This window comes from Escherichia sp. HH26CH (genome assembly GCF_009820205.1).
GTDB lineage: Bacteria > Pseudomonadota > Gammaproteobacteria > Enterobacterales > Enterobacteriaceae > Escherichia > Escherichia coli_F.
In genome coordinates this window covers 18,568-44,440 of sequence record NZ_VNXM01000038.1, presented here as the reverse complement: position 1 = coordinate 44,440, position 25,873 = coordinate 18,568, and the positions used below count along the sequence as shown (strand labels likewise).

Annotated in this window: 23 protein-coding genes; 18 read left to right on the top strand and 5 right to left on the bottom strand. The window is 51.1% G+C overall.

Annotated elements, in window-relative coordinates; all coding sequences use genetic code 11:
• The first annotated feature begins 55 nt into the window (after positions 1 to 55).
• From dgt to cdaR, 3 genes are all read left to right on the top strand, one after another.
• Entirely contained in the window at positions 56 to 1,573 is a 1,518-nt protein-coding gene (gene dgt / locus FQ015_RS12195) for a dGTPase (RefSeq protein ID WP_160524097.1), read from the top strand.
• A 129-nt stretch (positions 1,574 to 1,702) separates the two neighbouring features.
• A complete protein-coding gene (degP, locus tag FQ015_RS12190; protein ID WP_000753942.1) occupies positions 1,703 to 3,127 on the top strand; it encodes a serine endoprotease DegP in 1,425 nt (474 codons plus the stop codon).
• A 154-nt stretch (positions 3,128 to 3,281) separates the two neighbouring features.
• Positions 3,282 to 4,439, top strand: coding sequence for a DNA-binding transcriptional regulator CdaR (gene cdaR, locus FQ015_RS12185; RefSeq protein WP_000929430.1), 1,158 nt, complete (start codon positions 3,282 to 3,284; stop codon positions 4,437 to 4,439).
• A 53-nt stretch (positions 4,440 to 4,492) separates the two neighbouring features.
• Here cdaR and FQ015_RS12180 read toward each other — a convergent pair whose 3' ends face one another.
• From FQ015_RS12180 to map, 5 genes are all read right to left on the bottom strand, one after another.
• On the bottom strand, positions 4,493 to 4,879 hold the full coding sequence (locus tag FQ015_RS12180; RefSeq protein ID WP_000272188.1) for a DUF3461 family protein: 387 nt from the start codon (positions 4,877 to 4,879) through the stop codon (positions 4,493 to 4,495).
• Between the two features lie 161 nt (positions 4,880 to 5,040).
• Positions 5,041 to 5,853: a phosphodiesterase YaeI gene (gene yaeI / locus FQ015_RS12175; RefSeq protein ID WP_103253563.1), complete on the bottom strand. Its 813-nt coding sequence runs from the start codon at positions 5,851 to 5,853 to the stop codon at positions 5,041 to 5,043.
• Between the two features lie 52 nt (positions 5,854 to 5,905).
• Positions 5,906 to 6,730, bottom strand: a complete 825-nt coding sequence (gene dapD, locus FQ015_RS12170) for a 2,3,4,5-tetrahydropyridine-2,6-dicarboxylate N-succinyltransferase (protein ID WP_001186650.1) — start codon at positions 6,728 to 6,730, stop codon at positions 5,906 to 5,908.
• Positions 6,731 to 6,760: 30 nt separating this feature from the next.
• Positions 6,761 to 9,433, bottom strand: a complete 2,673-nt coding sequence (gene glnD, locus FQ015_RS12165) for a bifunctional uridylyltransferase/uridylyl-removing protein GlnD (RefSeq protein WP_039021638.1) — start codon at positions 9,431 to 9,433, stop codon at positions 6,761 to 6,763.
• 61 nt (positions 9,434 to 9,494) lie between these two features.
• Positions 9,495 to 10,289, bottom strand: a complete 795-nt coding sequence (gene map, locus FQ015_RS12160) for a type I methionyl aminopeptidase (RefSeq protein WP_039021639.1) — start codon at positions 10,287 to 10,289, stop codon at positions 9,495 to 9,497.
• A gap of 367 nt (positions 10,290 to 10,656) precedes the next feature.
• Here map and rpsB point away from each other — a divergent pair, with 367 nt between their 5' ends.
• From rpsB to rnhB, 15 genes are all read left to right on the top strand, one after another.
• The gene (gene rpsB / locus FQ015_RS12155; RefSeq protein WP_000246882.1) at positions 10,657 to 11,382 is read left to right on the top strand and encodes a 30S ribosomal protein S2; all 726 of its coding nucleotides are present in this window, start codon (positions 10,657 to 10,659) and stop codon (positions 11,380 to 11,382) included.
• A gap of 257 nt (positions 11,383 to 11,639) precedes the next feature.
• Positions 11,640 to 12,491, top strand: coding sequence for a translation elongation factor Ts (gene tsf / locus FQ015_RS12150; protein WP_000818114.1), 852 nt, complete (start codon positions 11,640 to 11,642; stop codon positions 12,489 to 12,491).
• Between the two features lie 146 nt (positions 12,492 to 12,637).
• Positions 12,638 to 13,363 (top strand): UMP kinase, encoded by a 726-nt coding sequence (gene pyrH / locus FQ015_RS12145; protein WP_000224573.1) that lies wholly within the window; start codon positions 12,638 to 12,640, stop codon positions 13,361 to 13,363.
• A 291-nt stretch (positions 13,364 to 13,654) separates the two neighbouring features.
• Positions 13,655 to 14,212, top strand: coding sequence for a ribosome recycling factor (gene frr, locus FQ015_RS12140; protein ID WP_000622418.1), 558 nt, complete (start codon positions 13,655 to 13,657; stop codon positions 14,210 to 14,212).
• A 92-nt stretch (positions 14,213 to 14,304) separates the two neighbouring features.
• Entirely contained in the window at positions 14,305 to 15,501 is a 1,197-nt protein-coding gene (gene ispC, locus FQ015_RS12135; RefSeq protein WP_000811923.1) for a 1-deoxy-D-xylulose-5-phosphate reductoisomerase, read from the top strand.
• Between the two features lie 188 nt (positions 15,502 to 15,689).
• Positions 15,690 to 16,448: a (2E,6E)-farnesyl-diphosphate-specific ditrans,polycis-undecaprenyl-diphosphate synthase gene (ispU, locus tag FQ015_RS12130; RefSeq protein WP_001517776.1), complete on the top strand. Its 759-nt coding sequence runs from the start codon at positions 15,690 to 15,692 to the stop codon at positions 16,446 to 16,448.
• Between the two features lie 12 nt (positions 16,449 to 16,460).
• A complete protein-coding gene (cdsA, locus tag FQ015_RS12125; protein ID WP_000922437.1) occupies positions 16,461 to 17,318 on the top strand; it encodes a phosphatidate cytidylyltransferase in 858 nt (285 codons plus the stop codon).
• 11 nt (positions 17,319 to 17,329) lie between these two features.
• Positions 17,330 to 18,682 carry a sigma E protease regulator RseP gene (gene rseP, locus FQ015_RS12120; protein WP_001295561.1) on the top strand — a complete coding sequence of 451 codons (1,353 nt, stop codon included), beginning with the start codon at positions 17,330 to 17,332 and terminating at the stop codon, positions 18,680 to 18,682.
• A gap of 29 nt (positions 18,683 to 18,711) precedes the next feature.
• A complete protein-coding gene (gene bamA / locus FQ015_RS12115) occupies positions 18,712 to 21,144 on the top strand; it encodes an outer membrane protein assembly factor BamA (RefSeq protein WP_001240896.1) in 2,433 nt (810 codons plus the stop codon).
• A gap of 121 nt (positions 21,145 to 21,265) precedes the next feature.
• A complete protein-coding gene (gene skp, locus FQ015_RS12110) occupies positions 21,266 to 21,751 on the top strand; it encodes a molecular chaperone Skp (RefSeq protein ID WP_000758956.1) in 486 nt (161 codons plus the stop codon).
• Positions 21,752 to 21,754: 3 nt separating this feature from the next.
• The gene (lpxD, locus tag FQ015_RS12105; protein WP_001139282.1) at positions 21,755 to 22,780 is read left to right on the top strand and encodes a UDP-3-O-(3-hydroxymyristoyl)glucosamine N-acyltransferase; all 1,026 of its coding nucleotides are present in this window, start codon (positions 21,755 to 21,757) and stop codon (positions 22,778 to 22,780) included.
• A 104-nt stretch (positions 22,781 to 22,884) separates the two neighbouring features.
• Positions 22,885 to 23,340: a 3-hydroxyacyl-ACP dehydratase FabZ gene (gene fabZ / locus FQ015_RS12100; RefSeq protein ID WP_000210739.1), complete on the top strand. Its 456-nt coding sequence runs from the start codon at positions 22,885 to 22,887 to the stop codon at positions 23,338 to 23,340.
• A gap of 3 nt (positions 23,341 to 23,343) precedes the next feature.
• A complete protein-coding gene (lpxA, locus tag FQ015_RS12095) occupies positions 23,344 to 24,132 on the top strand; it encodes an acyl-ACP--UDP-N-acetylglucosamine O-acyltransferase (RefSeq protein WP_000565958.1) in 789 nt (262 codons plus the stop codon).
• The gene (gene lpxB, locus FQ015_RS12090; protein ID WP_000139667.1) at positions 24,132 to 25,280 is read left to right on the top strand and encodes a lipid-A-disaccharide synthase; all 1,149 of its coding nucleotides are present in this window, start codon (positions 24,132 to 24,134) and stop codon (positions 25,278 to 25,280) included. Before lpxA ends, lpxB begins: the two co-directional genes overlap by 1 nt.
• A complete protein-coding gene (gene rnhB, locus FQ015_RS12085; RefSeq protein WP_000569442.1) occupies positions 25,277 to 25,873 on the top strand; it encodes a ribonuclease HII in 597 nt (198 codons plus the stop codon). The genes lpxB and rnhB overlap by 4 nt, the downstream gene beginning before the upstream one ends.

The window sequence follows — 25,873 nt, the reverse complement described above, 5'->3', positions numbered from 1 at the left end:
AGGCATAGTTTACCATGCGCTTATGGGGAAGCGTATTTCTCACGCGGGAGAGGACATGGCACAGATTGATTTCCGAAAAAAAATAAACTGGCATCGTCGTTACCGTTCACCGCAGGGCGTTAAAACCGAACATGAGATCCTGCGAATCTTCGAGAGCGATCGCGGGCGTATCATCAACTCTCCGGCAATTCGTCGTCTGCAACAAAAGACCCAGGTTTTTCCACTGGAGCGCAATGCCGCCGTGCGCACGCGTCTTACCCACTCGATGGAAGTCCAGCAGGTGGGGCGCTACATCGCCAAAGAAATTTTAAGCCGTCTGAAAGAGCTTAAATTGCTGGAAGCATACGGCCTGGATGAACTGACCGGCCCCTTTGAAAGTATTGTTGAGATGTCATGCCTGATGCACGATATCGGCAATCCGCCGTTTGGCCATTTTGGTGAAGCGGCGATAAATGACTGGTTTCGCCAGCGTTTGTTTCCGGCTGATGCCGAAAGCCAGCCTCTGACTGACGATCGCTGCAGCGTGGCGGCATTACGTTTACGGGACGGGGAAGAACCGCTTAACGAGCTGCGGCGCAAAATACGTCAGGACTTATGTCATTTTGAGGGGAATGCACAAGGCATTCGTCTGGTGCATATATTGATGCGGATGAATCTCACCTGGGCACAGGTTGGCGGTATTTTAAAATATACTCGTCCGGCGTGGTGGCGTGGTGAAACGCCTGAGACACATCACTATTTAATGAAAAAGCCGGGTTATTATCTTTCTGAAGAAGCCTATATTGCCCGGTTGCGTAAAGAACTTAATTTGGCGCTTTACAGTCGTTTTCCATTAACGTGGATTATGGAAGCTGCCGACGACATCTCCTATTGTGTGGCAGACCTTGAAGATGCGGTAGAGAAAAGAATATTTACCGTTGAGCAGCTTTATCATCATTTGCACGAGGCGTGGGGCCAGCATGAGAAAGGTTCGCTCTTTTCGCTGGTGGTTGAAAATGCCTGGGAAAAATCACGCTCAAATAGTTTAAGCCGCAGTACGGAAGATCAGTTTTTTATGTATTTACGGGTAAACACCCTAAATAAACTGGTACCCTACGCGGCACAACGATTTATTGATAATCTGCCTGCGATTTTCGCCGGAACGTTTAATCATGCATTATTGGAAGATGCCAGCGAATGCAGCGATCTTCTAAAGCTATATAAAAATGTCGCTGTAAAACATGTGTTTAGCCATCCAGATGTCGAGCAGCTTGAATTGCAGGGCTATCGGGTCATTAGCGGATTATTAGAGATTTATCGCCCTTTATTAAGCCTGTCGTTATCAGACTTTACTGAACTGGTAGAAAAAGAACGGGTGAAACGTTTCCCTATTGAATCGCGCTTATTCCACAAACTCTCGACGCGCCATCGGCTGGCCTATGTCGAGGCTGTCAGTAAATTACCGTCAGATTCTCCTGAGTTTCCGCTATGGGAATATTATTACCGCTGCCGCCTGCTACAGGATTATATCAGCGGTATGACCGACCTCTATGCGTGGGATGAATACCGACGTCTGATGGCCGTAGAACAATAACCAGGCTTTTGTAAAGACGAACAATAAATTTTTACCTTTTGCAGAAACTTTAGTTCGGAACTTCGCGCTATAAAACGAATCTGAAGAACACAGCAATTTTGCGTTATCTGTTAATCGAGACTGAAATACATGAAAAAAACCACATTAGCACTGAGTGCACTGGCTCTGAGTTTAGGTTTGGCGTTATCTCCGCTCTCTGCAACGGCGGCTGAGACTTCTTCAGCAACGACAGCCCAGCAGATGCCAAGCCTTGCACCGATGCTCGAAAAGGTGATGCCTTCAGTGGTCAGCATTAACGTAGAAGGTAGCACAACCGTTAATACGCCGCGTATGCCGCGTAATTTCCAGCAGTTCTTCGGTGATGATTCTCCGTTCTGCCAGGAAGGTTCTCCGTTCCAGAGCTCTCCGTTCTGCCAGGGGGGCCAGGGCGGTAATGGCGGCGGCCAGCAACAGAAATTCATGGCGCTGGGTTCCGGCGTCATCATTGATGCCGATAAAGGCTATGTCGTCACCAACAACCACGTTGTTGATAACGCGACGGTGATTAAAGTCCAGCTGAGCGATGGTCGTAAGTTCGACGCGAAGATGGTTGGCAAAGATCCGCGCTCTGATATCGCGCTGATCCAGATCCAGAACCCGAAAAATCTGACCGCAATTAAGATGGCGGATTCTGATGCACTGCGCGTGGGTGATTACACCGTAGCAATTGGTAACCCGTTTGGTCTGGGCGAGACGGTAACTTCCGGGATTGTCTCTGCGCTGGGGCGTAGCGGTCTGAATGCCGAAAACTATGAAAACTTCATCCAGACCGATGCAGCGATCAACCGTGGTAACTCCGGTGGTGCGCTGGTTAACCTGAACGGCGAACTGATCGGTATCAACACCGCGATCCTCGCACCGGACGGCGGCAACATCGGTATCGGTTTTGCTATCCCGAGTAACATGGTGAAAAACCTGACCTCGCAGATGGTGGAATACGGCCAGGTGAAACGCGGTGAGCTGGGTATTATGGGGACTGAGCTGAACTCCGATCTGGCGAAAGCGATGAAAGTTGACGCCCAGCGCGGTGCTTTCGTAAGCCAGGTTCTGCCGAACTCTTCCGCCGCGAAAGCGGGCATTAAAGCGGGTGATGTGATCACCTCACTGAACGGTAAGCCAATCAGCAGCTTTGCCGCACTGCGTGCTCAGGTGGGCACTATGCCGGTAGGCAGCAAACTGACCCTGGGCTTACTGCGCGACGGGAAGCAGGTTAACGTGAACCTGGAACTGCAGCAGAGCAGCCAGAATCAGGTTGATTCCAGCACCATCTTCAACGGCATTGAAGGCGCTGAGATGAGCAACAAAGGCAAAGATCAGGGCGTGGTGGTGAACAACGTGAAAACGGGCACTCCGGCTGCGCAGATCGGCCTGAAGAAAGGTGATGTGATTATTGGTGCGAACCAGCAGGCAGTGAAAAACATCGCTGAACTGCGTAAAGTTCTCGACAGCAAACCGTCTGTGCTGGCACTGAATATTCAGCGCGGCGACAGCACCATCTATCTGTTAATGCAGTAATCTTCCTCAACCCCTTCCTGAAAACGGGAAGGGGTTCTCCTTACAATCTGTGAACTTCACCACAACTCCATACATCTTCCTCATCCTTTGGGCATTTGCACAATGCCGTACGTTACGTACTTCCTTATGCTAAGCCGTGCATAACGGAGGACTTATGGCTGGCTGGCATCTTGATACCAAAATGGCGCAGGATATCGTGGCGCGCACCATGCGCATCATTGATACCAATATTAACGTAATGGATGCCCGCGGGCGTATTATCGGCAGCGGCGATCGTGAGCGTATTGGTGAATTGCACGAAGGTGCATTGCTGGTACTTTCACAGGGACGAGTCGTCGATATCGATGACGCGGTGGCACGTCATCTGCACGGTGTGCGGCAGGGGATTAATCTACCATTACGGCTGGAAGGTGAAATTGTCGGCGTAATCGGCCTGACTGGTGAACCAGAGAATCTGCGTAAATATGGCGAACTGGTCTGCATGACGGCTGAAATGATGCTGGAACAGTCGCGGTTGATGCATCTGTTGGCGCAGGATAGCCGTTTGCGGGAAGAGTTGGTGATGAACCTGATTCAGGCGGAGGAGAATACTCCCGCACTCACTGAATGGGCGCAACGGTTGGGGATCGATCTCAATCAACCGCGAGTGGTGGCTATTGTTGAGGTCGATAGCGGTCAACTTGGCGTGGATAGCGCAATGGCGGAGTTACAGCAACTGCAAAACGCGCTGACTACACCCGAGCGTAATAATCTGGTGGCGATTGTTTCACTGACCGAAATGGTGGTGTTGAAACCGGCGTTGAATTCGTTTGGGCGCTGGGATGCAGAAGATCATCGTAAGCGAGTTGAACAACTGATTGCCCGCATGAAAGAGTATGGTCAGCTACGTTTTCGCGTTTCGCTGGGTAACTATTTTACCGGACCAGGCAGTATTGCCCGCTCTTATCGTACGGCGAAAACGACGATGGTGGTGGGTAAACAGCGGATGCCCGAAAGTCGCTGCTATTTTTATCAGGATTTGATGTTGCCTGTGTTGCTCGACAGTTTGCGTGGCGATTGGCAGGCCAACGAACTGGCGCGACCGCTGGCGCGGCTGAAAGCGATGGACAATAACGGCTTGCTGCGGCGAACGCTGGCGGCGTGGTTTCGCCACAATGTGCAACCGCTGGCAACGTCAAAGGCGTTGTTTATTCATCGTAATACTCTTGAGTATCGGCTTAATCGTATATCGGAACTGACCGGGCTTGATTTGGGCAATTTTGATGACAGGTTGCTGCTGTATGTGGCGTTACAACTGGATGAAGAGCGGTAGGTCGATTACAAAATTACAGCCGGGTGAGACTTTACCCGGCCCACAGAATGACATTATTTACGCGTCAGTTTTTCCAGATCGGCTTCAATCTCGCTGATCTTATTGGTTACTACTGACTCCAGGTGACGTAAGTCGTCGAGGATCTTACGCTTAAGATCAACTTCGCTGCGGTCACGCTGGCAGATTTGATCAAGCTCATCAATGATATACCGTAAATTCGGGCTGATTTCCTGGACTTCTTTATAACCCTGACCCACACCATCAGCGACGACCGTTTTACGCTGACGCGGATATTTAAACTTCACGCTCTTGGCGAAAAACTCGCCTTTGTCTTTCTGGAAATAGATTTTCAGAATATCGTTGTTGGCTTCCTGCCGGAGGCTGTAACGATCAATTTCTTCAGGATTGGTAATACCCAGACTTTTCAGATTGTCGTACATAGCGTTACCTCAAAATGAGTCAGTAAATTGTGCTTATTTTAGCATTTGGCCTGGCCCGCCCGGCTCGACTGTGATCGCAGAAAGCCTTTTTCTTCCAGACTTCTATCATGGCGTAAAAATCAAAAAATTACCTGCTTTATTCTGGCGATAAAATTCACGTTCTACACCAGTTCCAGCATCGTTACTTCCGGGCGGCAGTTCAGACGCAAACCATACAAACTGCCCACGCCACGGGTTGTGTAGATGTGTCGTTCGCCAAAGGCATTTAATCCGGCGACGTAACGTTTATCTTCGACAGGGGCAAAAGGTTCACCAACCAACGGTACGCGCAGTTGCCCGCCGTGAGTATGGCCGCACAGCATCAGATCCCAGGGTTCATCACGTATGACTTCTTTGCTGTCGGGATTATGTGCCAGCACCAGACGAGGCAGATTTGCTTCGCTGGCGGGAGGTGGTTTGCATTGTCCGGCCCATAAATCACCAGTGCCAACCAGTTCAAATTGCCGTTTTGATGTGGCGATTACCGTTGCCTGGTTAAACAACACAGTGATCCCCGCCGATTTTAACGCCTCGCCAATTAAGCGATTTTTCTCTGTACCCACGGGGTGATCGTGATTGCCAAAACAGGCAAATGTCGGTGCACATTTGGCAAGGGGAGAGAGTACGTCACTGAACGCCGAAAAATTCAGCGGCATATCAAATAAAACATAATCGCCACCCAGCAAAATCAAATCAGGTTTTTGCGCTACGCCAAGGGCAATAGCGTCAGAAATCAGGCTTAAAGGAACAAAACGAGAGTAATGGAGATCGGCCAGAAACAGAATTTTGAATGGTGCGGCTTTTTCTTCAAAAAAGGCGAAGCGGTGATGGCTTAATTCAAGCCAGCCGGGTTCCAGGTAATGCATATAACCGAAACCTGAACTCACCGTTAACGTCGCGGCGGCAGCCTGTAAAAAACGCCTGCGTGTGATCATCATTCATCCCTGTAAAAAAACGGGCAGCTTCATGCTGCCCGTGTACTGACTTTTAGTCGATGGTGCGTAGCAGTTCGTTAATGCCGACTTTGCCGCGAGTTTTCGCGTCAACTTTCTTAACGATAACCGCACAGTAGAGGCTGTATTTGCCATCTTTCGACGGCAGATTACCTGACACAACCACCGAACCAGCCGGAACGCGACCGTAGTGGATTTCGCCGGTTTCACGGTCGTAAATACGGGTGCTCTGACCAATGTATACGCCCATAGAGATGACGGAACCTTCTTCGACAATCACCCCTTCAACCACTTCAGAGCGTGCGCCGATGAAGCAGTTATCTTCAATAATGGTCGGGTTAGCCTGCAGCGGCTCCAGCACGCCGCCGATACCCACGCCACCGGAAAGGTGGACGTTTTTACCAATCTGCGCACAGGAACCGACGGTCGCCCAGGTATCAACCATTGTGCCTTCATCAACATATGCACCGATGTTGACGTAAGACGGCATCAGCACAGTGTTACGGGCGATAAACGCACCTTGACGTACTGCCGCTGGTGGTACAACGCGGAATCCTTCTTTCTGAAAACGCGCTTCGTCGTAGTCGGCGAATTTCATCGGTACTTTATCGAAGTAGCGGCTTTCTGCCCCTTCGATCACCTGATTATCATTAATACGGAAAGAGAGCAGCACCGCTTTTTTCAACCACTGATGCGTCACCCATTGACCGTCAATTTTTTCCGCAACACGCAGTGCGCCGGAATCCAGCAGGGCGATCACCTGATTTACCGCTTCGCGGGTAACGGTGTCTGCATTGGCTGGGGTGATCTCGGCACGGCGTTCAAAAGCGGTTTCAATAATGTTCTGTAACTGCTGCATTGTTAAACTCTTTTCATATCAGTAAACACATCACCCTTTATCGTTTGGATTGAGGGCCTCTGTCAACCGCTGATGCACTTCCTGCTGCAACTCGTTATTAAGCGCACGCCGGTCAGCGGTGGCAATTATGAATAAATCTTCTACTCGCTCGCCAATGGTTGTAATTCGGGCGCCATGAAGCGAAATTCCCAGATCGGCAAAAATTTTCCCGACTCGCGCCAGCAAGCCAGGTTGGTCGAGGGCAATCAATTCGAGGAATGATTTTCGGTCGGTATGGGTCGGCAAAAACGTCACTTCGGTTTCAACAGTAAAATGGCGCAATTTGGCAGGCTGGCGACGCGGCTGCGGTGGCTGCCAGCTACTTTGTGTCAGCACCTGTTCCAGACCAAACCGAATAACCTCATGACGATCGGCGGACAGTGGGCTGCCATCGGGTTCCAGCACTATAAAGGTATCCATCGCCATACCGTCACGAGTGGTGAAAATTTGTGCGTCGTGGACACTTAAATTGCGGCGGTCTAATTCGGCACAGACGGCGGCAAACAGATAGGGGCGGTCCGGGCTCCAGATAAAAATCTCGGTGCCTCCACGCGTAGCCTGCGGGCTAAGCAGTACCAGCGGTTTGCTTAAATCATGCTGTAATAAATGGCGCGCATGCCAGGCCAGTTGATTTGGGCTATGGCGGACAAAATAGTTAGCGCGACAGCGTGACCAAATTTGGTGCAGCGCCTCTTCGTCGATGTTATCCATGCGCAGTAGTGCCAGCGCCTGGAGTTGGTGATGGCGAACCCGTTCGCGCATATCCGGCGTGTTTTGCATTCCGCGTCGTAGCTGCTTTTCGGTGGCAAAATAGAGTTCGCGCAACAGACTTTGCTTCCAGCTATTCCACAGTGTTTCGTTGGTGGCGCAAATGTCAGCCACTGTCAGGCATACCAGATAGCGCAGACGATTTTCCGTTTGAACTTCTTCGGCAAACTGCTTGATGACTTCCGGGTCCTGAATATCGCGGCGCTGAGCTGTCACCGACATCAGCAAGTGCTGGCGAACCAGCCAGGCGACCAGCTGTGTTTCGCGTGAGTTCAGCCCGTGGAGTTCGGCAAAATGCACTACATCCTGAGCACCGAGAATGGAGTGGTCGCCGCCGCGTCCTTTGGCGATATCGTGAAACAGCGCGGCGATGAAAATCAGCTCAGTTGACGGCAGGCGCGGCCAGACGTCCACACACAACGGATGGCGCTGTCGCGTTTCTTCACTGGCAAAACTCTCCAGTTTCAACATCACGCGGATAGTATGTTCATCCACCGTGTAGGCGTGGAACAGGTCAAACTGCATCTGCCCGACGATATGCGACCATTGCGGCATATACGCGCCGAGCACGCTATGGCGATGCATTGGCAATAGTCCGCGTCGCACCGCTCCGGGGTGGCGTAGAATGCTCAAAAACAGTTTTCGCGCTTCCGGAATATTGCACAGTGGTTGTTGCAGATGGCGACGGGCGTGGCGCAACTGGCGCAGCGTGGTGGAGTAAATGCCGGTGATCGCACTGTTGCGCACCATGGTGTAGAACATACGCAAGATGGCTTCCGGCTGGCGCATAAACAGTGTTTCATCACGCAGGTCGATTAGCGTACCGCGTAGCTGAAACTCATCGTCGATTGGACGTGGTTTTTCGTCGGCGGGCAGGGCGAGGATGGCTTCATCGAACAGTTGCAGCAGCATCTGGTTGAGTTCACTGACGCGGCGCGTAACGCGGAAGTAATCCTTCATCATCCGCTCGACGGGTTCGTTACCTTCGCCACTGTAATTCAGACGCTGGGCGACGCTAAGCTGGCGATCAAACAGCAGGCGATTATCGTAACGGCTGACGACCAGATGCAGGGCAAAGCGAATACGCCACAATATATGCAGACATTCGTTTAATTCCGCCCGCTCCGCTGAGGTTAAGAAGCCAAACCCTACCATTTCATCCAGCGATGTTGCGCCAAAATGACGGCGTGCCACCCATTGCAGAGTGTGGATATCACGCAAGCCGCCGGGGCTACTTTTGATGTCTGGCTCAAGGTTGTAGCTGGTGCCGTGGTAACGCTGATGGCGCTGGTTCTGTTCTTCAACTTTCGCTGCGTAGAATTTGTCGGAAGGCCAGAATCCTTCGCTGAAAATATGTTTTTGCAGTTCGAGGAATAACGCAACATCGCCAATTAATAAGCGGGATTCGATTAAATTGGTGGCGACGGTTAAATCCGATAACCCTTCCAGCATGCACTCCTCAAGCGTGCGCACGCTATGACCGACTTCCAGCTTCACATCCCAGAGCAGCGTTAACAGCTCGCCAACTTTCTGTGCCTGATCGTCCGGGAGTTTCTTACGGCTTAAGATCAGTAAATCGATGTCGGAAAGTGGATGCAATTCACCGCGGCCATAGCCACCGACGGCAACCAATGCCAGGTCGGCAATCTGGCTGAATCCCGCTTCAATCCATAACCGTTGCAGGAGTTGGTCGATAAACTCGGTGCGTGCCTCAATCAATTGTTCTGCGGAGTTCCCATTGTCAAAGGCATCACCCAGCCAACGCTGGAAGGTATCAATATGGGCTTTTATCCCACAAACGGTTAATTCATCACGGGGCCAGGCGCATGGATTTTGCGGTTGACCGGGCAGGGTGGGGAGAGCGGTGTTTGCATACTGTTCTGGAAGGGTATTCATTGTGCGCCACCCATAAGATTAAATTATCGTATTAAAAAAGCCGGCATTCGCCGGCTTCATCTTATTCTTCGTGCGAGATTATCGCCGGGATGGTGTCATCCTTGCGTAGCGTCAGAATTTCGCAGCCGTTATCGGTCACCACAATAGTATGCTCATATTGTGCAGACAAGCTGCGATCTTTGGTTTTTACCGTCCAGCCATCTTTCATGGTGCGGATCTCTTTTTTACCCGCGTTGACCATTGGCTCGATGGTGAAGGTCATTCCCGGCTTCAGCACGACGTTGGTTTCACGGGAGTCATAATGCAGCACCTGCGGTTCTTCATGGAAGCCGCGACCAATACCGTGTCCGCAATATTCACGAACGACGGAGAAGCCTTCTGCTTCGACAAATTTCTGAATTGCCGCGCCGATTTCGCGCAGATTAATGCCCGGTTTTACCATGCGTAGCGCCAGGTACAGGCTTTCTTGCGTGATGCGGCACAGACGTTCGCCCATGATGGTCGGCTTACCGACGATAAACATTTTCGAGGTGTCGCCGTGGAAACCATCTTTGATTACAGTGACGTCGATGTTAACGATATCGCCATCTTTCAGCAGCTTGGCGTCGTCAGGGATACCGTGGCATACCACTTCATTAATAGAGATACACACGGATTTCGGATAGCCGTGATAGCCGAGGCAGGCAGAAACCGCGTGTTGTTCATTAACAATGTAATCATTACAGATGCGATCCAGCTCGCCGGTGCTGACGCCCGGTTTAACATACGGTTCGATCATTTCCAGCACTTCGGCAGCCAGTCGGCCAGCGACGCGCATTTTTTCGATATCTTCTGGGGTCTTGATTGAGATAGCCATTAATTCTGTCCATCAGCGTCGGTGATACCGACAATATATATGTAAGTGTCGTCAATGGTATCACACCCGGGCAAATTGAGAATCATTCTGAATTTCGCCAAACGTGCCACTGAACGTTTTCTATAATAGAAAATTCATCGTCTGATGCTGTACACAGCGCCAACAATTATTGGTGTCCACGACGTATTTGTGGTATAAAGCGCGCCGGACTTCCGATCCATTTCGTATACACAGACTGGACGGAAGCGACAATCTCACTTTGTGTAACAACACACACGTATCGGCACATATTCCGGGGTGCCCTTTAGGGTCGGTAATATGGGATACGTGGAGGCATAACCCCAACTTTTATATAGAGGTTTTAATCATGGCAACTGTTTCCATGCGCGACATGCTCAAGGCTGGTGTTCACTTCGGTCACCAGACCCGTTACTGGAACCCGAAAATGAAGCCGTTCATCTTCGGTGCGCGTAACAAAGTTCACATCATCAACCTTGAGAAAACTGTACCGATGTTCAACGAAGCTCTGGCTGAACTGAACAAGATTGCTTCTCGCAAAGGTAAAATCCTTTTCGTTGGTACTAAACGCGCTGCAAGCGAAGCGGTGAAAGACGCTGCTCTGAGCTGCGACCAGTTCTTCGTGAACCATCGCTGGCTGGGCGGTATGCTGACTAACTGGAAAACCGTTCGTCAGTCCATCAAACGTCTGAAAGACCTGGAAACTCAGTCTCAGGACGGTACTTTCGACAAGCTGACCAAGAAAGAAGCGCTGATGCGCACTCGTGAGCTGGAGAAACTGGAAAACAGCCTGGGCGGTATCAAAGACATGGGCGGTCTGCCGGACGCTCTGTTTGTAATCGATGCTGACCACGAACACATTGCTATCAAAGAAGCAAACAACCTGGGTATTCCGGTATTTGCTATCGTTGATACCAACTCTGATCCGGACGGTGTTGACTTCGTTATCCCGGGTAACGACGACGCAATCCGTGCTGTGACCCTGTACCTGGGCGCTGTTGCTGCAACCGTACGTGAAGGCCGTTCTCAGGATCTGGCTTCCCAGGCGGAAGAAAGCTTCGTAGAAGCTGAGTAATAAGGCTTGATAACTCCCCCAAAATAGTTCGAGTTGCAGAAAGGCGGCAAGCTCGAGAATTCCCGGGAGCTTACATCAGTAAGTGACCGGGATGAGCGAGCGAAGACAACGCATCTGCGGCGCGAAATATGAAGGGGGAGAGCCCTTATAGACCAGGTAGTACACGTTTGGTTAGGGGGCCTGCATATGGCCCCCTTTTTCACTTTTATATCTGTGCGGTTTAATGCCGGGCAGATCACATCTCCGAGGATTTTAGAATGGCTGAAATTACCGCATCCCTGGTAAAAGAGCTGCGTGAGCGTACTGGCGCAGGCATGATGGATTGCAAAAAAGCACTGACTGAAGCTAACGGCGACATCGAGCTGGCAATCGAAAACATGCGTAAGTCCGGTGCTATCAAAGCAGCGAAAAAAGCAGGCAACGTTGCTGCTGACGGCGTGATCAAAACCAAAATCGACGGCAACTACGGCATCATTCTGGAAGTTAACTGCCAGACTGACTTCGTTGCAAAAGACGCTGGTTTCCAGGCGTTCGCAGACAAAGTTCTGGACGCAGCTGTTGCTGGCAAAATCACTGACGTTGAAGTTCTGAAAGCACAGTTCGAAGAAGAACGTGTTGCGCTGGTAGCGAAAATCGGTGAAAACATCAACATTCGCCGCGTTGCTGCGCTGGAAGGCGACGTTCTGGGTTCTTATCAGCACGGTGCGCGTATCGGCGTTCTGGTTGCTGCTAAAGGCGCTGACGAAGAGCTGGTTAAACACATCGCTATGCACGTTGCTGCAAGCAAACCAGAATTCATCAAACCGGAAGACGTTTCCGCTGAAGTGGTAGAGAAAGAATACCAGGTTCAGCTGGATATCGCGATGCAGTCTGGTAAGCCGAAAGAAATCGCAGAGAAAATGGTTGAAGGCCGCATGAAGAAATTCACCGGCGAAGTTTCTCTGACCGGTCAGCCGTTCGTTATGGAACCAAGCAAAACTGTTGGTCAGCTGCTGAAAGAGCATAACGCTGAAGTGACTGGCTTCATCCGCTTCGAAGTGGGTGAAGGCATCGAGAAAGTTGAGACTGACTTTGCAGCAGAAGTTGCTGCGATGTCCAAGCAGTCTTAATTATCGAAAAGGAGCCGCCTGAGGGCGGCTTCTTTTTGCGCCCATCTTGTAAATTCAGCTAACCCTTATGGGGCTGCGCTGAAAAGCGACGTACAATGTCGCCGGTATTAATTCATTTCAATCGTTGACAGTCTCAGGAAAGAAACATGGCTACCAATGCAAAACCCGTCTATAAACGCATTCTGCTTAAGTTGAGTGGCGAAGCTCTGCAGGGCACGGAAGGCTTCGGTATTGATGCAAGCATACTGGATCGTATGGCTCAGGAAATCAAAGAACTGGTTGAACTGGGTATTCAGGTTGGTGTGGTGATTGGTGGGGGTAACCTGTTCCGTGGCGCTGGTCTGGCGAAAGCGGGTATGAACCGCGTTGTGGGCGACCACATGGGGATGCTGGCGACTGTAATGAACGGCCTGGCAATGCGTGATGCACTGCACCGCGCCTATGTGAACGCTCGTCTGATGTCCGCTATTCCATTGAATGGCGTGTGCGACAGCTACAGCTGGGCAGAAGCTATCAGCTTGTTGCGCAACAACCGTGTGGTGATCCTCTCCGCCGGTACAGGTAACCCGTTCTTTACCACCGACTCAGCAGCTTGCCTGCGTGGTATCGAAATTGAAGCTGATGTGGTGCTGAAAGCAACCAAAGTTGACGGCGTGTTTACCGCTGATCCGGCGAAAGATCCAACCGCAACCATGTACGAGCAACTGACTTACAGCGAAGTGCTGGAAAAAGAGCTGAAAGTCATGGACCTGGCGGCCTTCACGCTGGCTCGTGACCATAAATTACCGATTCGTGTTTTCAACATGAACAAACCGGGTGCGCTGCGCCGTGTGGTAATGGGTGAAAAAGAAGGGACTTTAATCACGGAATAATTCCCGTGATGGATAAATAAGGGTAAGATTCCGCACAAGTATCGCGGGGGCGTAAGTCTGGTTATAAGGCGTTATTGTTGCAGGCAGTTTGGTCACGGCCAGCGCGCAGCAACCGGAGCGTACACAAGTACGTGAGGATGGCGAGCACTGCCCGGGGCCAAAATGGCAAATAAAATAGCCTAATAATCCAGACGATTACCCGTAATATGTTTAATCAGGGCTATACTTAGCACACTTCCACTGTGTGTGACTGTCTGGTCTGACTGAGACAAGTTTTCAAGGATTCGTAACGTGATTAGCGATATCAGAAAAGATGCTGAAGTACGCATGGATAAATGCGTAGAAGCGTTCAAAACCCAAATCAGCAAAATACGCACGGGTCGTGCTTCTCCCAGCCTGCTGGATGGCATTGTCGTGGAATATTACGGCACGCCGACGCCGCTGCGTCAGCTGGCAAGCGTAACGGTAGAAGATTCCCGTACTCTGAAAATCAACGTGTTTGATCGTTCAATGTCTCCGGCCGTTGAAAAAGCGATTATGGCGTCCGATCTTGGCCTGAACCCGAACTCTGCGGGTAGCGACATCCGTGTTCCGCTGCCACCGCTGACGGAAGAACGTCGTAAAGATCTGACCAAAATTGTTCGTGGTGAAGCAGAGCAAGCGCGTGTTGCAGTACGCAACGTGCGTCGTGACGCGAACGACAAAGTGAAAGCACTGTTGAAAGATAAAGAGATCAGCGAAGACGACGATCGCCGTTCTCAGGACGATGTACAGAAACTGACTGATGCTGCAATCAAGAAAATTGAAGCGGCGCTGGCAGACAAAGAAGCAGAACTGATGCAGTTCTGATTTCTTGAACGACAAAAAACGCCGCTCAGTAGATCCTTGCGGATCGGCTGGCGGCGTTTTGCTTTTTATTCTGTCTCAACTCTGGATGTTTCATGAAGCAACTCACCATTCTGGGCTCGACCGGCTCGATTGGTTGCAGCACGCTGGACGTGGTGCGCCATAATCCCGAACACTTCCGCGTAGTTGCGCTGGTGGCAGGCAAAAATGTCACTCGCATGGTAGAACAGTGCCTGGAATTCTCTCCCCGCTATGCTGTAATGGACGATGAAGCGAGTGCGAAACTTCTTAAAACGATGCTACAGCAACAGGGTAGCCGCACCGAAGTCTTAAGTGGGCAACAAGCCGCTTGCGATATGGCAGCGCTTGAGGATGTTGATCAGGTGATGGCAGCCATTGTTGGCGCTGCTGGGCTGTTACCTACGCTTGCTGCGATCCGCGCGGGTAAAACCATTTTGCTGGCCAATAAAGAATCACTGGTTACTTGCGGACGTCTGTTTATGGACGCCGTAAAGCAGAGCAAAGCGCAATTGTTACCGGTCGATAGCGAACATAACGCCATTTTTCAGAGTTTACCGCAACCTATCCAGCATAATCTGGGATACGCTGACCTTGAGCAAAATGGCGTGGTGTCCATTTTACTTACCGGGTCTGGTGGCCCTTTCCGTGAGACGCCATTGCGCGATTTGGCAACAATGACGCCGGATCAAGCCTGCCGTCATCCGAACTGGTCGATGGGGCGTAAAATTTCTGTCGATTCGGCTACCATGATGAACAAAGGTCTGGAATACATTGAAGCGCGTTGGTTGTTTAACGCCAGTGCCAGCCAGATGGAAGTGCTGATTCATCCGCAGTCAGTGATTCACTCAATGGTGCGTTATCAGGACGGCAGTGTTCTGGCGCAGTTGGGTGAACCGGATATGCGTACGCCAATTGCCCACACCATGGCCTGGCCGAATCGCGTGAACTCTGGTGTGAAGCCGCTCGATTTTTGCAAACTCAGTGCGTTGACATTTGCCGCACCGGATTATGATCGCTATCCATGCCTTAAACTGGCAATGGAGGCGTTCGAACAAGGCCAGGCTGCGACGACTGCATTGAATGCCGCAAACGAAATCACCGTTGCAGCCTTTCTTGCGCAACAAATCCGCTTTACGGATATCGCCGCGTTGAATTTATCCGTACTGGAAAAAATGGATATGCGCGAACCACAATGTGTGGACGATGTGTTATCTGTTGATGCGAACGCGCGTGAAGTCGCCAGAAAAGAGGTGATGCGTCTCGCAAGCTGAGGATAATCCGGCTACAGAGAGTCACGCTATTTGTTAGCGTAGGGCTTCAGTGATATAGTCTGCGCCATCTGATCGTAAGTAGTTGGCTTTATAAGGTCAGGTATGCCGTGGTTTTACACGGCTTTTTTTTGTATAGGCTTCAGTATTCCTGAGTACCGTAAACCCTGTCAGGGAATAAGAAACGCGTGATGTTGTCTGCTACTCAACCACTTAGCGAAAAATTGCCAGTACATGGCTGTCGTCATGTTGCGATCATTATGGACGGCAATGGCCGCTGGGCAAAAAAGCAAGGGAAGATTCGTGCCTTTGGGCATAAAGCCGGGGCAAAATCCGTCCGCCGGGCTGTCTCTTTTGCGGCCAACAACGGTATTGAGGCGTTAACTCTGTATGCCTTTAGTAGTGAAAACTGGAACCGACCAGCGCAGGAAGTCAGTGCGTTAATGGAACTGTTTGTGTGGGCGCTTGATAGCGAAGTAAAGAGTCTGCACCGACATAACGTGCGTCTGCGTATTATTGGCGATACCAGTCGCTTTAACTCGCGTTTGCAAGAACGTATTCGTAAATCGGAAGCGCTAACAGCCGGAAATACCGGTCTAACGCTGAATATTGCGGCGAACTACGGTGGACGTTGGGATATAGTCCAGGGAGTCAGGCAACTGGCTGAAAAGGTGCAGCAAGGAAACCTGCAACCAGATCAGATAGATGAAGAGATGCTAAACCAGCATGTCTGTATGCATGAACTGGCCCCTGTAGATTTAGTAATTAGGACTGGGGGGGAGCATCGCATTAGTAACTTTTTGCTTTGGCAAATTGCCTATGCCGAACTTTACTTTACAGATGTTCTCTGGCCCGATTTCGATGAACAAGACTTTGAAGGGGCGTTAAATGCCTTTGCTAATCGAGAGCGTCGTTTCGGCGGCACCGAGCCCGGTGATGAAACAGCCTGATGGGGGTCGCTTTTGCTGAAGTATCGCCTGATATCTGCTTTTGTGTTAATACCCGTCGTCATCGCGGCGTTGTTTCTGTTGCCGCCGGTGGGGTTCGCCATTGTAACGCTGGTGGTCTGTATGCTGGCAGCGTGGGAATGGGGACAGCTTAGCGGTTTTACCACTCGCTCGCAGCGAGTATGGTTGGCGGTGTTATGTGGGTTATTGTTGGCGCTGATGCTTTTTCTGTTGCCGGAATATCACCGAAATATTCATCAACCGCTGGTTGAAATCTCACTTTGGGCTTCGCTGGGTTGGTGGATTGTCGCGCTATTGCTGGTGCTGTTTTACCCAGGTTCCGCAGCAATCTGGCGTAACTCTAAAACATTGCGCATTATTTTTGGCGTGCTAACCATTGTTCCCTTCTTCTGGGGCATGCTGGCGTTACGGGCCTGGCACTACGACGAGAATCATTACAGTGGCGCAATATGGCTGCTCTATGTCATGATCCTGGTATGGGGCGCTGACTCTGGCGCATATATGTTTGGCAAATTGTTTGGTAAACATAAGCTGGCACCGAAGGTTTCTCCGGGTAAAACCTGGCAAGGCTTTATCGGTGGACTCGCGACTGCAGCGGTAATCTCATGGGGTTATGGCATGTGGGCGAATCTCGACGTCGCTCCCGTCACCTTACTCATTTGCTCTATTGTCGCAGCGTTAGCCTCAGTGCTCGGCGATCTGACCGAGAGTATGTTTAAGCGTGAAGCAGGAATTAAGGACAGCGGTCATTTAATTCCAGGACACGGTGGTATTTTAGATCGTATTGATAGTCTGACGGCTGCGGTACCGGTCTTTGCTTGCTTGTTGTTACTGGTATTCAGGACGCTTTAACGGAAGGTAATATGCTGAGTTTTCTCTGGGATTTGGCTTCGTTCATCGTTGCACTGGGTGTACTTATCACCGTGCATGAATTTGGTCATTTCTGGGTTGCCCGGCGTTGTGGTGTTCGCGTTGAGCGTTTCTCAATAGGTTTTGGCAAGGCGCTCTGGCGCCGAACTGATAAGCTAGGCACCGAATATGTCATCGCCCTGATCCCGTTGGGCGGTTATGTCAAAATGCTGGATGAGCGCGCAGAACCGGTTGTTCCGGAACTCCGCCACCATGCCTTCAATAATAAATCTGTCGGCCAACGTGCGGCGATTATTGCCGCAGGTCCGGTTGCAAACTTCATTTTTGCTATCTTTGCCTACTGGCTGGTTTTTATTATTGGTGTGCCTGGCGTACGTCCGGTGGTTGGCGAAATAGCAGCCAATTCGATAGCTGCGGAAGCACAAATTGCACCAGGTACGGAACTAAAAGCCGTAGATGGTATCGAAACGCCTGATTGGGATGCCGTGCGTTTGCAGTTGGTCGATAAAATTGGCGATGAAAGCACCACCATTACGGTAGCGCCATTTGGCAGCGACCAACGACGGGATGTAAAGCTCGATTTACGTCACTGGGCGTTTGAGCCTGATAAAGAAGATCCGGTATCTTCGCTGGGGATTCGTCCTCGTGGCCCGCAAATTGAACCTGTACTGGAAAATGTGCAGCCAAACTCGGCCGCAAGCAAGGCAGGTTTGCAAGCAGGCGACAGGATCGTTAAAGTCGATGGTCAGCCCTTAACGCAGTGGGTGACCTTTGTGATGCTTGTCCGGGATAACCCGGGTAAATCCTTAGCGTTAGAAATCGAAAGACAGGGGAGTCCCTTGTCTTTGACATTAATCCCGGAGAGTAAACCGGGTAATGGTAAAGCGATTGGTTTTGTCGGTATTGAGCCGAAAGTCATTCCTTTGCCAGATGAGTATAAAGTTGTACGCCAGTATGGGCCGTTCAACGCTATCGTCGAAGCCACGGACAAAACGTGGCAGCTGATGAAGCTGACGGTCAGTATGCTGGGAAAATTGATCACCGGTGATGTGAAACTGAACAACCTCAGTGGGCCGATCTCTATCGCCAAGGGGGCTGGGATGACAGCGGAACTCGGGGTTGTTTATTACCTGCCGTTTCTTGCGCTCATTAGCGTGAACTTAGGAATAATTAACCTGTTTCCGTTGCCCGTACTTGATGGGGGGCATCTGCTGTTCCTTGCGATCGAAAAGATCAAGGGCGGACCGGTATCCGAGCGGGTTCAAGACTTTTGTTATCGCATTGGCTCGATTCTGCTGGTGCTGTTAATGGGGCTTGCACTTTTCAATGATTTCTCTCGGTTATGAGAGTTAGTTAGGAAGAACGCATAATAACGATGGCGATGAAAAAGTTGCTCATAGCGTCGCTGCTGTTTAGCAGCGCCACCGTATACGGTGCTGAAGGGTTCGTAGTGAAAGATATTCATTTCGAAGGCCTTCAGCGTGTCGCCGTTGGTGCGGCCCTCCTCAGTATGCCGGTGCGCACAGGCGACACGGTTAATGATGAAGATATCAGTAATACCATTCGCGCTCTGTTTGCTACCGGCAACTTTGAGGATGTTCGCGTCCTTCGTGATGGTGATACCCTTCTGGTTCAGGTAAAAGAACGTCCGACCATTGCCAGCATTACTTTCTCCGGTAACAAATCGGTGAAAGATGACATGCTGAAGCAAAACCTCGAGGCTTCTGGCGTGCGTGTGGGCGAATCCCTCGATCGCACCACCATTGCCGATATCGAGAAAGGTCTGGAAGACTTCTACTACAGCGTCGGTAAATATAGCGCCAGCGTTAAAGCTGTCGTGACCCCGCTGCCGCGCAACCGTGTTGACCTCAAGCTGGTGTTCCAGGAAGGTGTGTCAGCTGAAATCCAGCAAATTAACATTGTTGGTAACCATGCTTTCACCACCGACGAACTGATCTCTCATTTCCAATTGCGTGACGAAGTGCCGTGGTGGAACGTAGTAGGCGATCGTAAATACCAGAAACAGAAACTGGCAGGCGACCTTGAAACCCTGCGCAGCTACTATCTGGATCGCGGTTATGCTCGTTTCAACATTGACTCTACCCAGGTCAGTCTGACGCCAGATAAAAAAGGTATTTACGTCACGGTGAACATCACCGAAGGCGATCAATACAAGCTTTCTGGCGTTGAAGTGAGCGGTAACCTTGCCGGGCACTCCGCTGAAATTGAGCAGTTGACTAAGATCGAGCCGGGTGAGCTGTATAACGGCACCAAAGTGACCAAAATGGAAGATGACATTAAAAAGCTTCTCGGTCGCTACGGTTATGCCTATCCGCGCGTACAGTCGATGCCTGAAATTAACGATGCTGACAAAACCGTTAAATTACGTGTGAACGTTGATGCGGGTAACCGTTTCTATGTGCGTAAGATCCGTTTTGAAGGTAACGATACCTCGAAAGATGCCGTCCTGCGTCGCGAAATGCGTCAGATGGAAGGTGCATGGCTGGGGAGCGATCTGGTCGATCAGGGTAAGGAGCGTCTGAATCGTCTGGGCTTCTTTGAAACTGTCGATACCGATACCCAACGTGTTCCGGGTAGCCCGGACCAGGTTGATGTAGTCTACAAGGTGAAAGAACGTAACACCGGTAGCTTCAACTTCGGGATTGGTTACGGTACTGAAAGTGGCGTGAGCTTCCAGGCTGGTGTGCAACAGGATAACTGGTTAGGTACGGGTTATGCTGTTGGTATCAACGGGACCAAAAACGATTACCAGACCTATGCTGAACTGTCGGTAACCAACCCGTACTTCACCGTAGATGGCGTAAGCCTCGGTGGTCGTCTCTTCTATAATGACTTCCAGGCAGATGACGCCGACCTGTCCGACTATACCAACAAGAGTTATGGTACAGACGTGACGTTGGGCTTCCCGATTAACGAATATAACTCGCTGCGTGCAGGTCTGGGTTATGTACATAACTCCCTGTCCAACATGCAGCCTCAGGTTGCGATGTGGCGTTATCTGTACTCTATGGGTGAACATCCGAGTACCTCTGATCAGGATAACAGCTTCAAAACGGACGACTTCACGTTCAACTATGGTTGGACCTATAACAAGCTTGACCGTGGTTACTTCCCGACAGATGGTTCACGTGTCAACCTGACCGGTAAAGTGACCATTCCGGGATCGGATAACGAATACTACAAAGTGACGTTAGACACGGCGACTTATGTGCCGATCGATGACGATCACAAATGGGTTGTTCTGGGTCGTACCCGCTGGGGTTATGGTGATGGTTTAGGCGGCAAAGAGATGCCGTTCTACGAGAACTTCTATGCCGGTGGTTCCAGCACCGTGCGCGGCTTCCAGTCCAATACCATTGGTCCGAAAGCAGTTTACTTCCCGCATCAGGCTAGTAATTATGATCCGGACTATGATTACGAATGTGCGACTCAGGACGGCGCGAAAGACCTGTGTAAATCGGATGATGCTGTAGGCGGTAACGCTATGGCGGTTGCCAGCCTCGAGTTCATCACCCCGACGCCGTTCATTAGCGACAAGTATGCTAACTCGGTTCGTACTTCCTTCTTCTGGGATATGGGTACCGTTTGGGATACAAACTGGGATTCCAGCCAATATTCTGGATATCCGGACTATAGTGATCCAAGCAATATCCGTATGTCTGCGGGTATCGCATTACAATGGATGTCCCCATTGGGGCCGTTGGTGTTCTCCTACGCCCAGCCGTTCAAAAAGTACGATGGAGACAAGGCAGAACAGTTCCAGTTTAACATCGGTAAAACCTGGTAAGTGTTCTCCACAAAGGAATGTAGTGGTAGTGTAGCGATGACTTTAGGCGATCAATATAAGATCGCCGGGCCACGCAAAGAACTGCACCCTCCGGTGCAAATGGGATGGTAAGGAGTTTATTGTGAAAAAGTGGTTATTAGCTGCAGGTCTCGGTTTAGCACTGGCAACTTCTGCTCAGGCGGCTGACAAAATTGCAATCGTCAATATGGGCAGCCTGTTCCAGCAGGTAGCGCAGAAAACCGGTGTTTCTAACACGCTGGAAAATGAGTTCAAAGGCCGTGCCAGCGAACTGCAGCGTATGGAAACCGATCTGCAGGCTAAAATGAAAAAGCTGCAGTCCATGAAAGCGGGCAGCGATCGTACCAAACTGGAAAAAGACGTGATGGCTCAGCGCCAGACTTTTGCTCAGAAAGCGCAGGCTTTTGAGCAGGATCGCGCTCGTCGTTCCAACGAAGAACGCGGCAAACTGGTTACTCGTATCCAGACTGCTGTGAAATCCGTTGCCAACAGCCAGGATATCGATCTGGTTGTTGATGCAAACGCCGTTGCTTACAACAGCAGCGATGTAAAAGACATCACTGCTGACGTACTGAAACAGGTTAAATAAGTAATGCCTTCAATTCGACTGGCTGATTTAGCGCAGCAGTTGGATGCAGAACTACACGGTGATGGCGATATCGTCATCACCGGCGTTGCGTCCATGCAATCTGCACAAACAGGTCACATCACGTTCATGGTTAACCCAAAATACCGTGAGCATTTAGGCTTGTGCCAGGCGTCCGCGGTTGTCATGACCCAGGACGATCTTCCTTTCGCGAAAAGTGCCGCGCTGGTAGTGAAGAACCCCTACCTGACTTACGCACGCATGGCGCAAATTTTAGATACCACGCCGCAGCCCGCGCAGAACATTGCACCCAGTGCAGTGATTGACGCGACGGCGAAGCTGGGTAACAACGTATCGATTGGCGCTAACGCGGTGATTGAGTCCGGCGTTGAACTGGGCGATAACGTGATTATCGGTGCCGGTTGCTTCGTAGGTAAAAACAGCAAAATCGGTGCAGGTTCGCGTCTCTGGGCGAACGTAACCATTTACCATGAGATCCAGATCGGTCAGAATTGCCTGATCCAGTCCGGAACAGTGGTAGGCGCAGACGGCTTTGGCTATGCCAACGATCGGGGTAACTGGGTGAAGATCCCACAGATTGGTCGCGTAATTATTGGTGATCGCGTGGAGATCGGTGCCTGTACTACTATCGATCGCGGTGCGCTGGATGACACCGTTATTGGCAATGGCGTGATCATTGATAACCAGTGCCAGATTGCACATAACGTCGTGATTGGCGACAATACGGCGGTTGCCGGTGGCGTCATTATGGCGGGAAGCCTGAAAATTGGTCGTTACTGCATGATCGGCGGAGCCAGCGTAATCAATGGGCATATGGAAATATGCGACAAAGTGACGGTTACGGGCATGGGTATGGTGATGCGTCCCATCACTGAACCAGGCGTCTATTCCTCAGGCATTCCGCTGCAACCCAACAAAGTCTGGCGCAAAACCGCTGCACTGGTGATGAACATTGATGACATGAGCAAGCGTTTGAAATCGCTTGAGCGCAAGGTTAATCAACAAGACTAACGTTCCATCTTTTGTTCGCCAAACTTTACGGCCTGTCTCATTCTTACGATTGCGGCAGGCCGTGTTATTATTGTCGTTTCTTATATTTTGACAGGAAGAGTATCTTGACTACTAACACTCATACTCTGCAGATTGAAGAGATTTTAGAACTTCTGCCACACCGTTTCCCGTTCTTACTGGTGGATCGCGTGCTGGATTTTGAAGAAGGTCGTTTTCTGCGCGCAGTAAAAAATGTCTCTGTCAATGAGCCATTCTTCCAGGGCCATTTCCCTGGAAAACCGATTTTCCCGGGTGTGCTGATTCTGGAAGCAATGGCACAGGCAACAGGTATTCTGGCGTTTAAAAGCGTAGGAAAACTGGAACCGGGTGAGCTGTACTATTTCGCTGGTATTGACGAAGCGCGCTTCAAGCGCCCGGTCGTGCCTGGCGATCAAATGATCATGGAAGTCACTTTCGAAAAAACGCGCCGCGGCCTGACCCGTTTTAAAGGGGTTGCTCTGGTCGACGGTAAAGTAGTTTGCGAAGCAACGATGATGTGTGCTCGTAGCCGGGAGGCCTGATACGTGATTGATAAATCCGCCTTTGTGCATCCAACCGCCATTGTGGAAGAGGGCGCATCGATTGCCGCCAACGCTCACATTGGTCCTTTTTGTATCGTTGGACCCCATGTCGAAATTGGTGAGGGTACCGTACTGAAATCTCACGTTGTCGTGAATGGTCATACTAAAATTGGCCGCGACAATGAGATTTATCAGTTCGCCTCCATCGGCGAAGTCAACCAGGATCTTAAATATGCTGGCGAACCGACCCGTGTGGAAATCGGCGATCGTAACCGCATTCGCGAAAGCGTCACCATTCATCGTGGCACAGTCCAGGGCGGTGGATTGACGAAGGTGGGCAGCGACAACTTACTGATGATCAACGCGCACATTGCGCACGATTGTACGGTAGGTAACCGCTGTATCCTCGCCAACAACGCAACGCTGGCGGGTCATGTATCGGTAGACGACTTCGCGATCATCGGCGGCATGACCGCAGTCCATCAGTTCTGCATCATTGGTGCGCACGTGATGGTTGGCGGCTGTTCCGGTGTGGCGCAGGACGTCCCTCCTTATGTCATTGCGCAGGGTAACCACGCAACGCCGTTCGGTGTCAACATCGAAGGGCTGAAGCGCCGCGGATTCAGCCGTGAGGCGATTACCGCTATCCGCAATGCGTATAAGCTGATTTATCGCAGCGGTAAAACGCTCGATGAAGTGAAACCGGAAATTGCCGAACTGGCGGAAACATATCCGGAAGTAAAAGCCTTTACCGATTTCTTTGCACGCTCAACGCGCGGTCTGATTCGTTAATGACTGAACAGCGTCCATTAACGATTGCCCTGGTCGCCGGAGAAACCTCCGGCGATATCCTTGGGGCCGGTTTAATCCGTGCTCTGAAAGAACGAGTGCCCAACGCCCGCTTTGTTGGCGTTGCCGGGCCACGAATGCAGGCCGAAGGCTGCGAAGCCTGGTACGAAATGGAAGAGTTGGCGGTGATGGGCATTGTTGAAGTGCTCGGTCGTCTGCGTCGCTTACTGCATATTCGTGCCGATCTGACAAAGCGTTTTGGCGAACTGAAGCCAGATGTTTTTGTCGGCATTGATGCACCTGACTTCAATATTACCCTCGAAGGTAATCTTAAAAAGCAGGGTATCAAAACCATTCATTACGTCAGTCCGTCCGTCTGGGCGTGGCGACAGAAACGCGTTTTCAAAATAGGCAGAGCCACCGATCTGGTGCTCGCATTTCTGCCTTTCGAAAAAGCGTTTTATGACAAATACAACGTGCCGTGCCGTTTTATCGGTCACACCATGGCTGATGCCATGCCGTTAGATCCAGATAAAAATGCCGCCCGTGATGTGCTGGGGATCCCTCACGATGCTCACTGTCTTGCGTTGCTGCCGGGAAGCCGTGGTGCGGAAGTGGAGATGCTGAGTGCCGATTTCCTGAAAACGGCCCAGCTTTTGCGTCAGACATATCCCGATCTCGAGATCGTGGTGCCGCTGGTGAATGCCAAACGCCGCGAGCAGTTTGAGCGTATCAAAGCTGAAGTTGCGCCAGACCTGTCAGTTCATCTGCTGGATGGAATGGGCCGTGAGGCGATGGTCGCCAGCGATGCGGCGCTATTGGCGTCGGGTACGGCTGCACTGGAGTGCATGCTGGCAAAATGCCCGATGGTGGTGGGGTATCGCATGAAGCCTTTCACCTTCTGGTTGGCGAAGCGGCTGGTGAAAACCGATTATGTCTCGCTGCCAAACCTGCTGGCGGGCAGAGAGTTAGTTAAAGAATTATTGCAGGAAGAGTGTGAGCCGCAAAAACTGGCTGCGGCGCTGTTACCGCTGTTGGCGAACGGGAAAACCAGCCACGCGATGCACGATACCTTCCGTGAACTGCATCAGCAGATCCGCTGCAATGCCGATGAGCAGGCGGCACAAGCCGTTCTGGAGTTAGCACAATGATCGAATTTGTTTATCCGCACACGCAGCTGGTTGCGGGTGTGGATGAAGTTGGACGCGGGCCGTTGGTTGGCGCGGTGGTTACCGCTGCTGTAATCCTTGACCCGACGCGCCCGATTGCCGGGCTGAATGATTCCAAAAAGCTGAGCGAAAAACGCCGTCTGGCGCTCTGTGAAGAGATCAAAGAGAAAGCGTTGAGCTGGAGTCTGGGCCGCGCGGAACCCCACGAAATCGACGAACTGAACATTCTTCATGCGACCATGCTGGCGATGCAGCGCGCCGTCGCGGGGCTGCATATTGCGCCGGAATATGTGTTGATTGATGGTAACCGCTGCCCAAAATTACCGATGCCTTCGATGGCAGTGGTGAAAGGCGATAGCCGCGTACCGGAAATCAGTGCTGCGTCTATCCTGGCGAAAGTGACGCGCGACGCTGAAATGGCGGCGCTGGATATTGTTTTCCCGCAATATGGTTTTGCCCAGCACAAAGGGTATCCAACCGCTTTTCATCTGGAAAAACTGGCTGAATATGGCGCGACTGAACATCATCGTCGCAGCTTTGGGCCTGTCAAACGCGCACTGGGACTTGCGTCCTGA

Coding starts and splice junctions, on each gene's coding strand:
- dgt (WP_160524097.1), top strand. CDS start 56: ATGGCACAGATTGATTTCCGAAAAAAAATAAACTGGCATCGTCGTTAC.
- degP (WP_000753942.1), top strand. CDS start 1,703: ATGAAAAAAACCACATTAGCACTGAGTGCACTGGCTCTGAGTTTAGGT.
- cdaR (WP_000929430.1), top strand. CDS start 3,282: ATGGCTGGCTGGCATCTTGATACCAAAATGGCGCAGGATATCGTGGCG.
- FQ015_RS12180 (WP_000272188.1), bottom strand. CDS start 4,879: ATGTACGACAATCTGAAAAGTCTGGGTATTACCAATCCTGAAGAAATT.
- yaeI (WP_103253563.1), bottom strand. CDS start 5,853: ATGATCACACGCAGGCGTTTTTTACAGGCTGCCGCCGCGACGTTAACG.
- dapD (WP_001186650.1), bottom strand. CDS start 6,730: ATGCAGCAGTTACAGAACATTATTGAAACCGCTTTTGAACGCCGTGCC.
- glnD (WP_039021638.1), bottom strand. CDS start 9,433: ATGAATACCCTTCCAGAACAGTATGCAAACACCGCTCTCCCCACCCTG.
- map (WP_039021639.1), bottom strand. CDS start 10,289: ATGGCTATCTCAATCAAGACCCCAGAAGATATCGAAAAAATGCGCGTC.
- rpsB (WP_000246882.1), top strand. CDS start 10,657: ATGGCAACTGTTTCCATGCGCGACATGCTCAAGGCTGGTGTTCACTTC.
- tsf (WP_000818114.1), top strand. CDS start 11,640: ATGGCTGAAATTACCGCATCCCTGGTAAAAGAGCTGCGTGAGCGTACT.
- pyrH (WP_000224573.1), top strand. CDS start 12,638: ATGGCTACCAATGCAAAACCCGTCTATAAACGCATTCTGCTTAAGTTG.
- ispC (WP_000811923.1), top strand. CDS start 14,305: ATGAAGCAACTCACCATTCTGGGCTCGACCGGCTCGATTGGTTGCAGC.
- ispU (WP_001517776.1), top strand. CDS start 15,690: ATGTTGTCTGCTACTCAACCACTTAGCGAAAAATTGCCAGTACATGGC.
- rseP (WP_001295561.1), top strand. CDS start 17,330: ATGCTGAGTTTTCTCTGGGATTTGGCTTCGTTCATCGTTGCACTGGGT.
- bamA (WP_001240896.1), top strand. CDS start 18,712: ATGGCGATGAAAAAGTTGCTCATAGCGTCGCTGCTGTTTAGCAGCGCC.
- lpxD (WP_001139282.1), top strand. CDS start 21,755: ATGCCTTCAATTCGACTGGCTGATTTAGCGCAGCAGTTGGATGCAGAA.
- lpxB (WP_000139667.1), top strand. CDS start 24,132: ATGACTGAACAGCGTCCATTAACGATTGCCCTGGTCGCCGGAGAAACC.
- rnhB (WP_000569442.1), top strand. CDS start 25,277: ATGATCGAATTTGTTTATCCGCACACGCAGCTGGTTGCGGGTGTGGAT.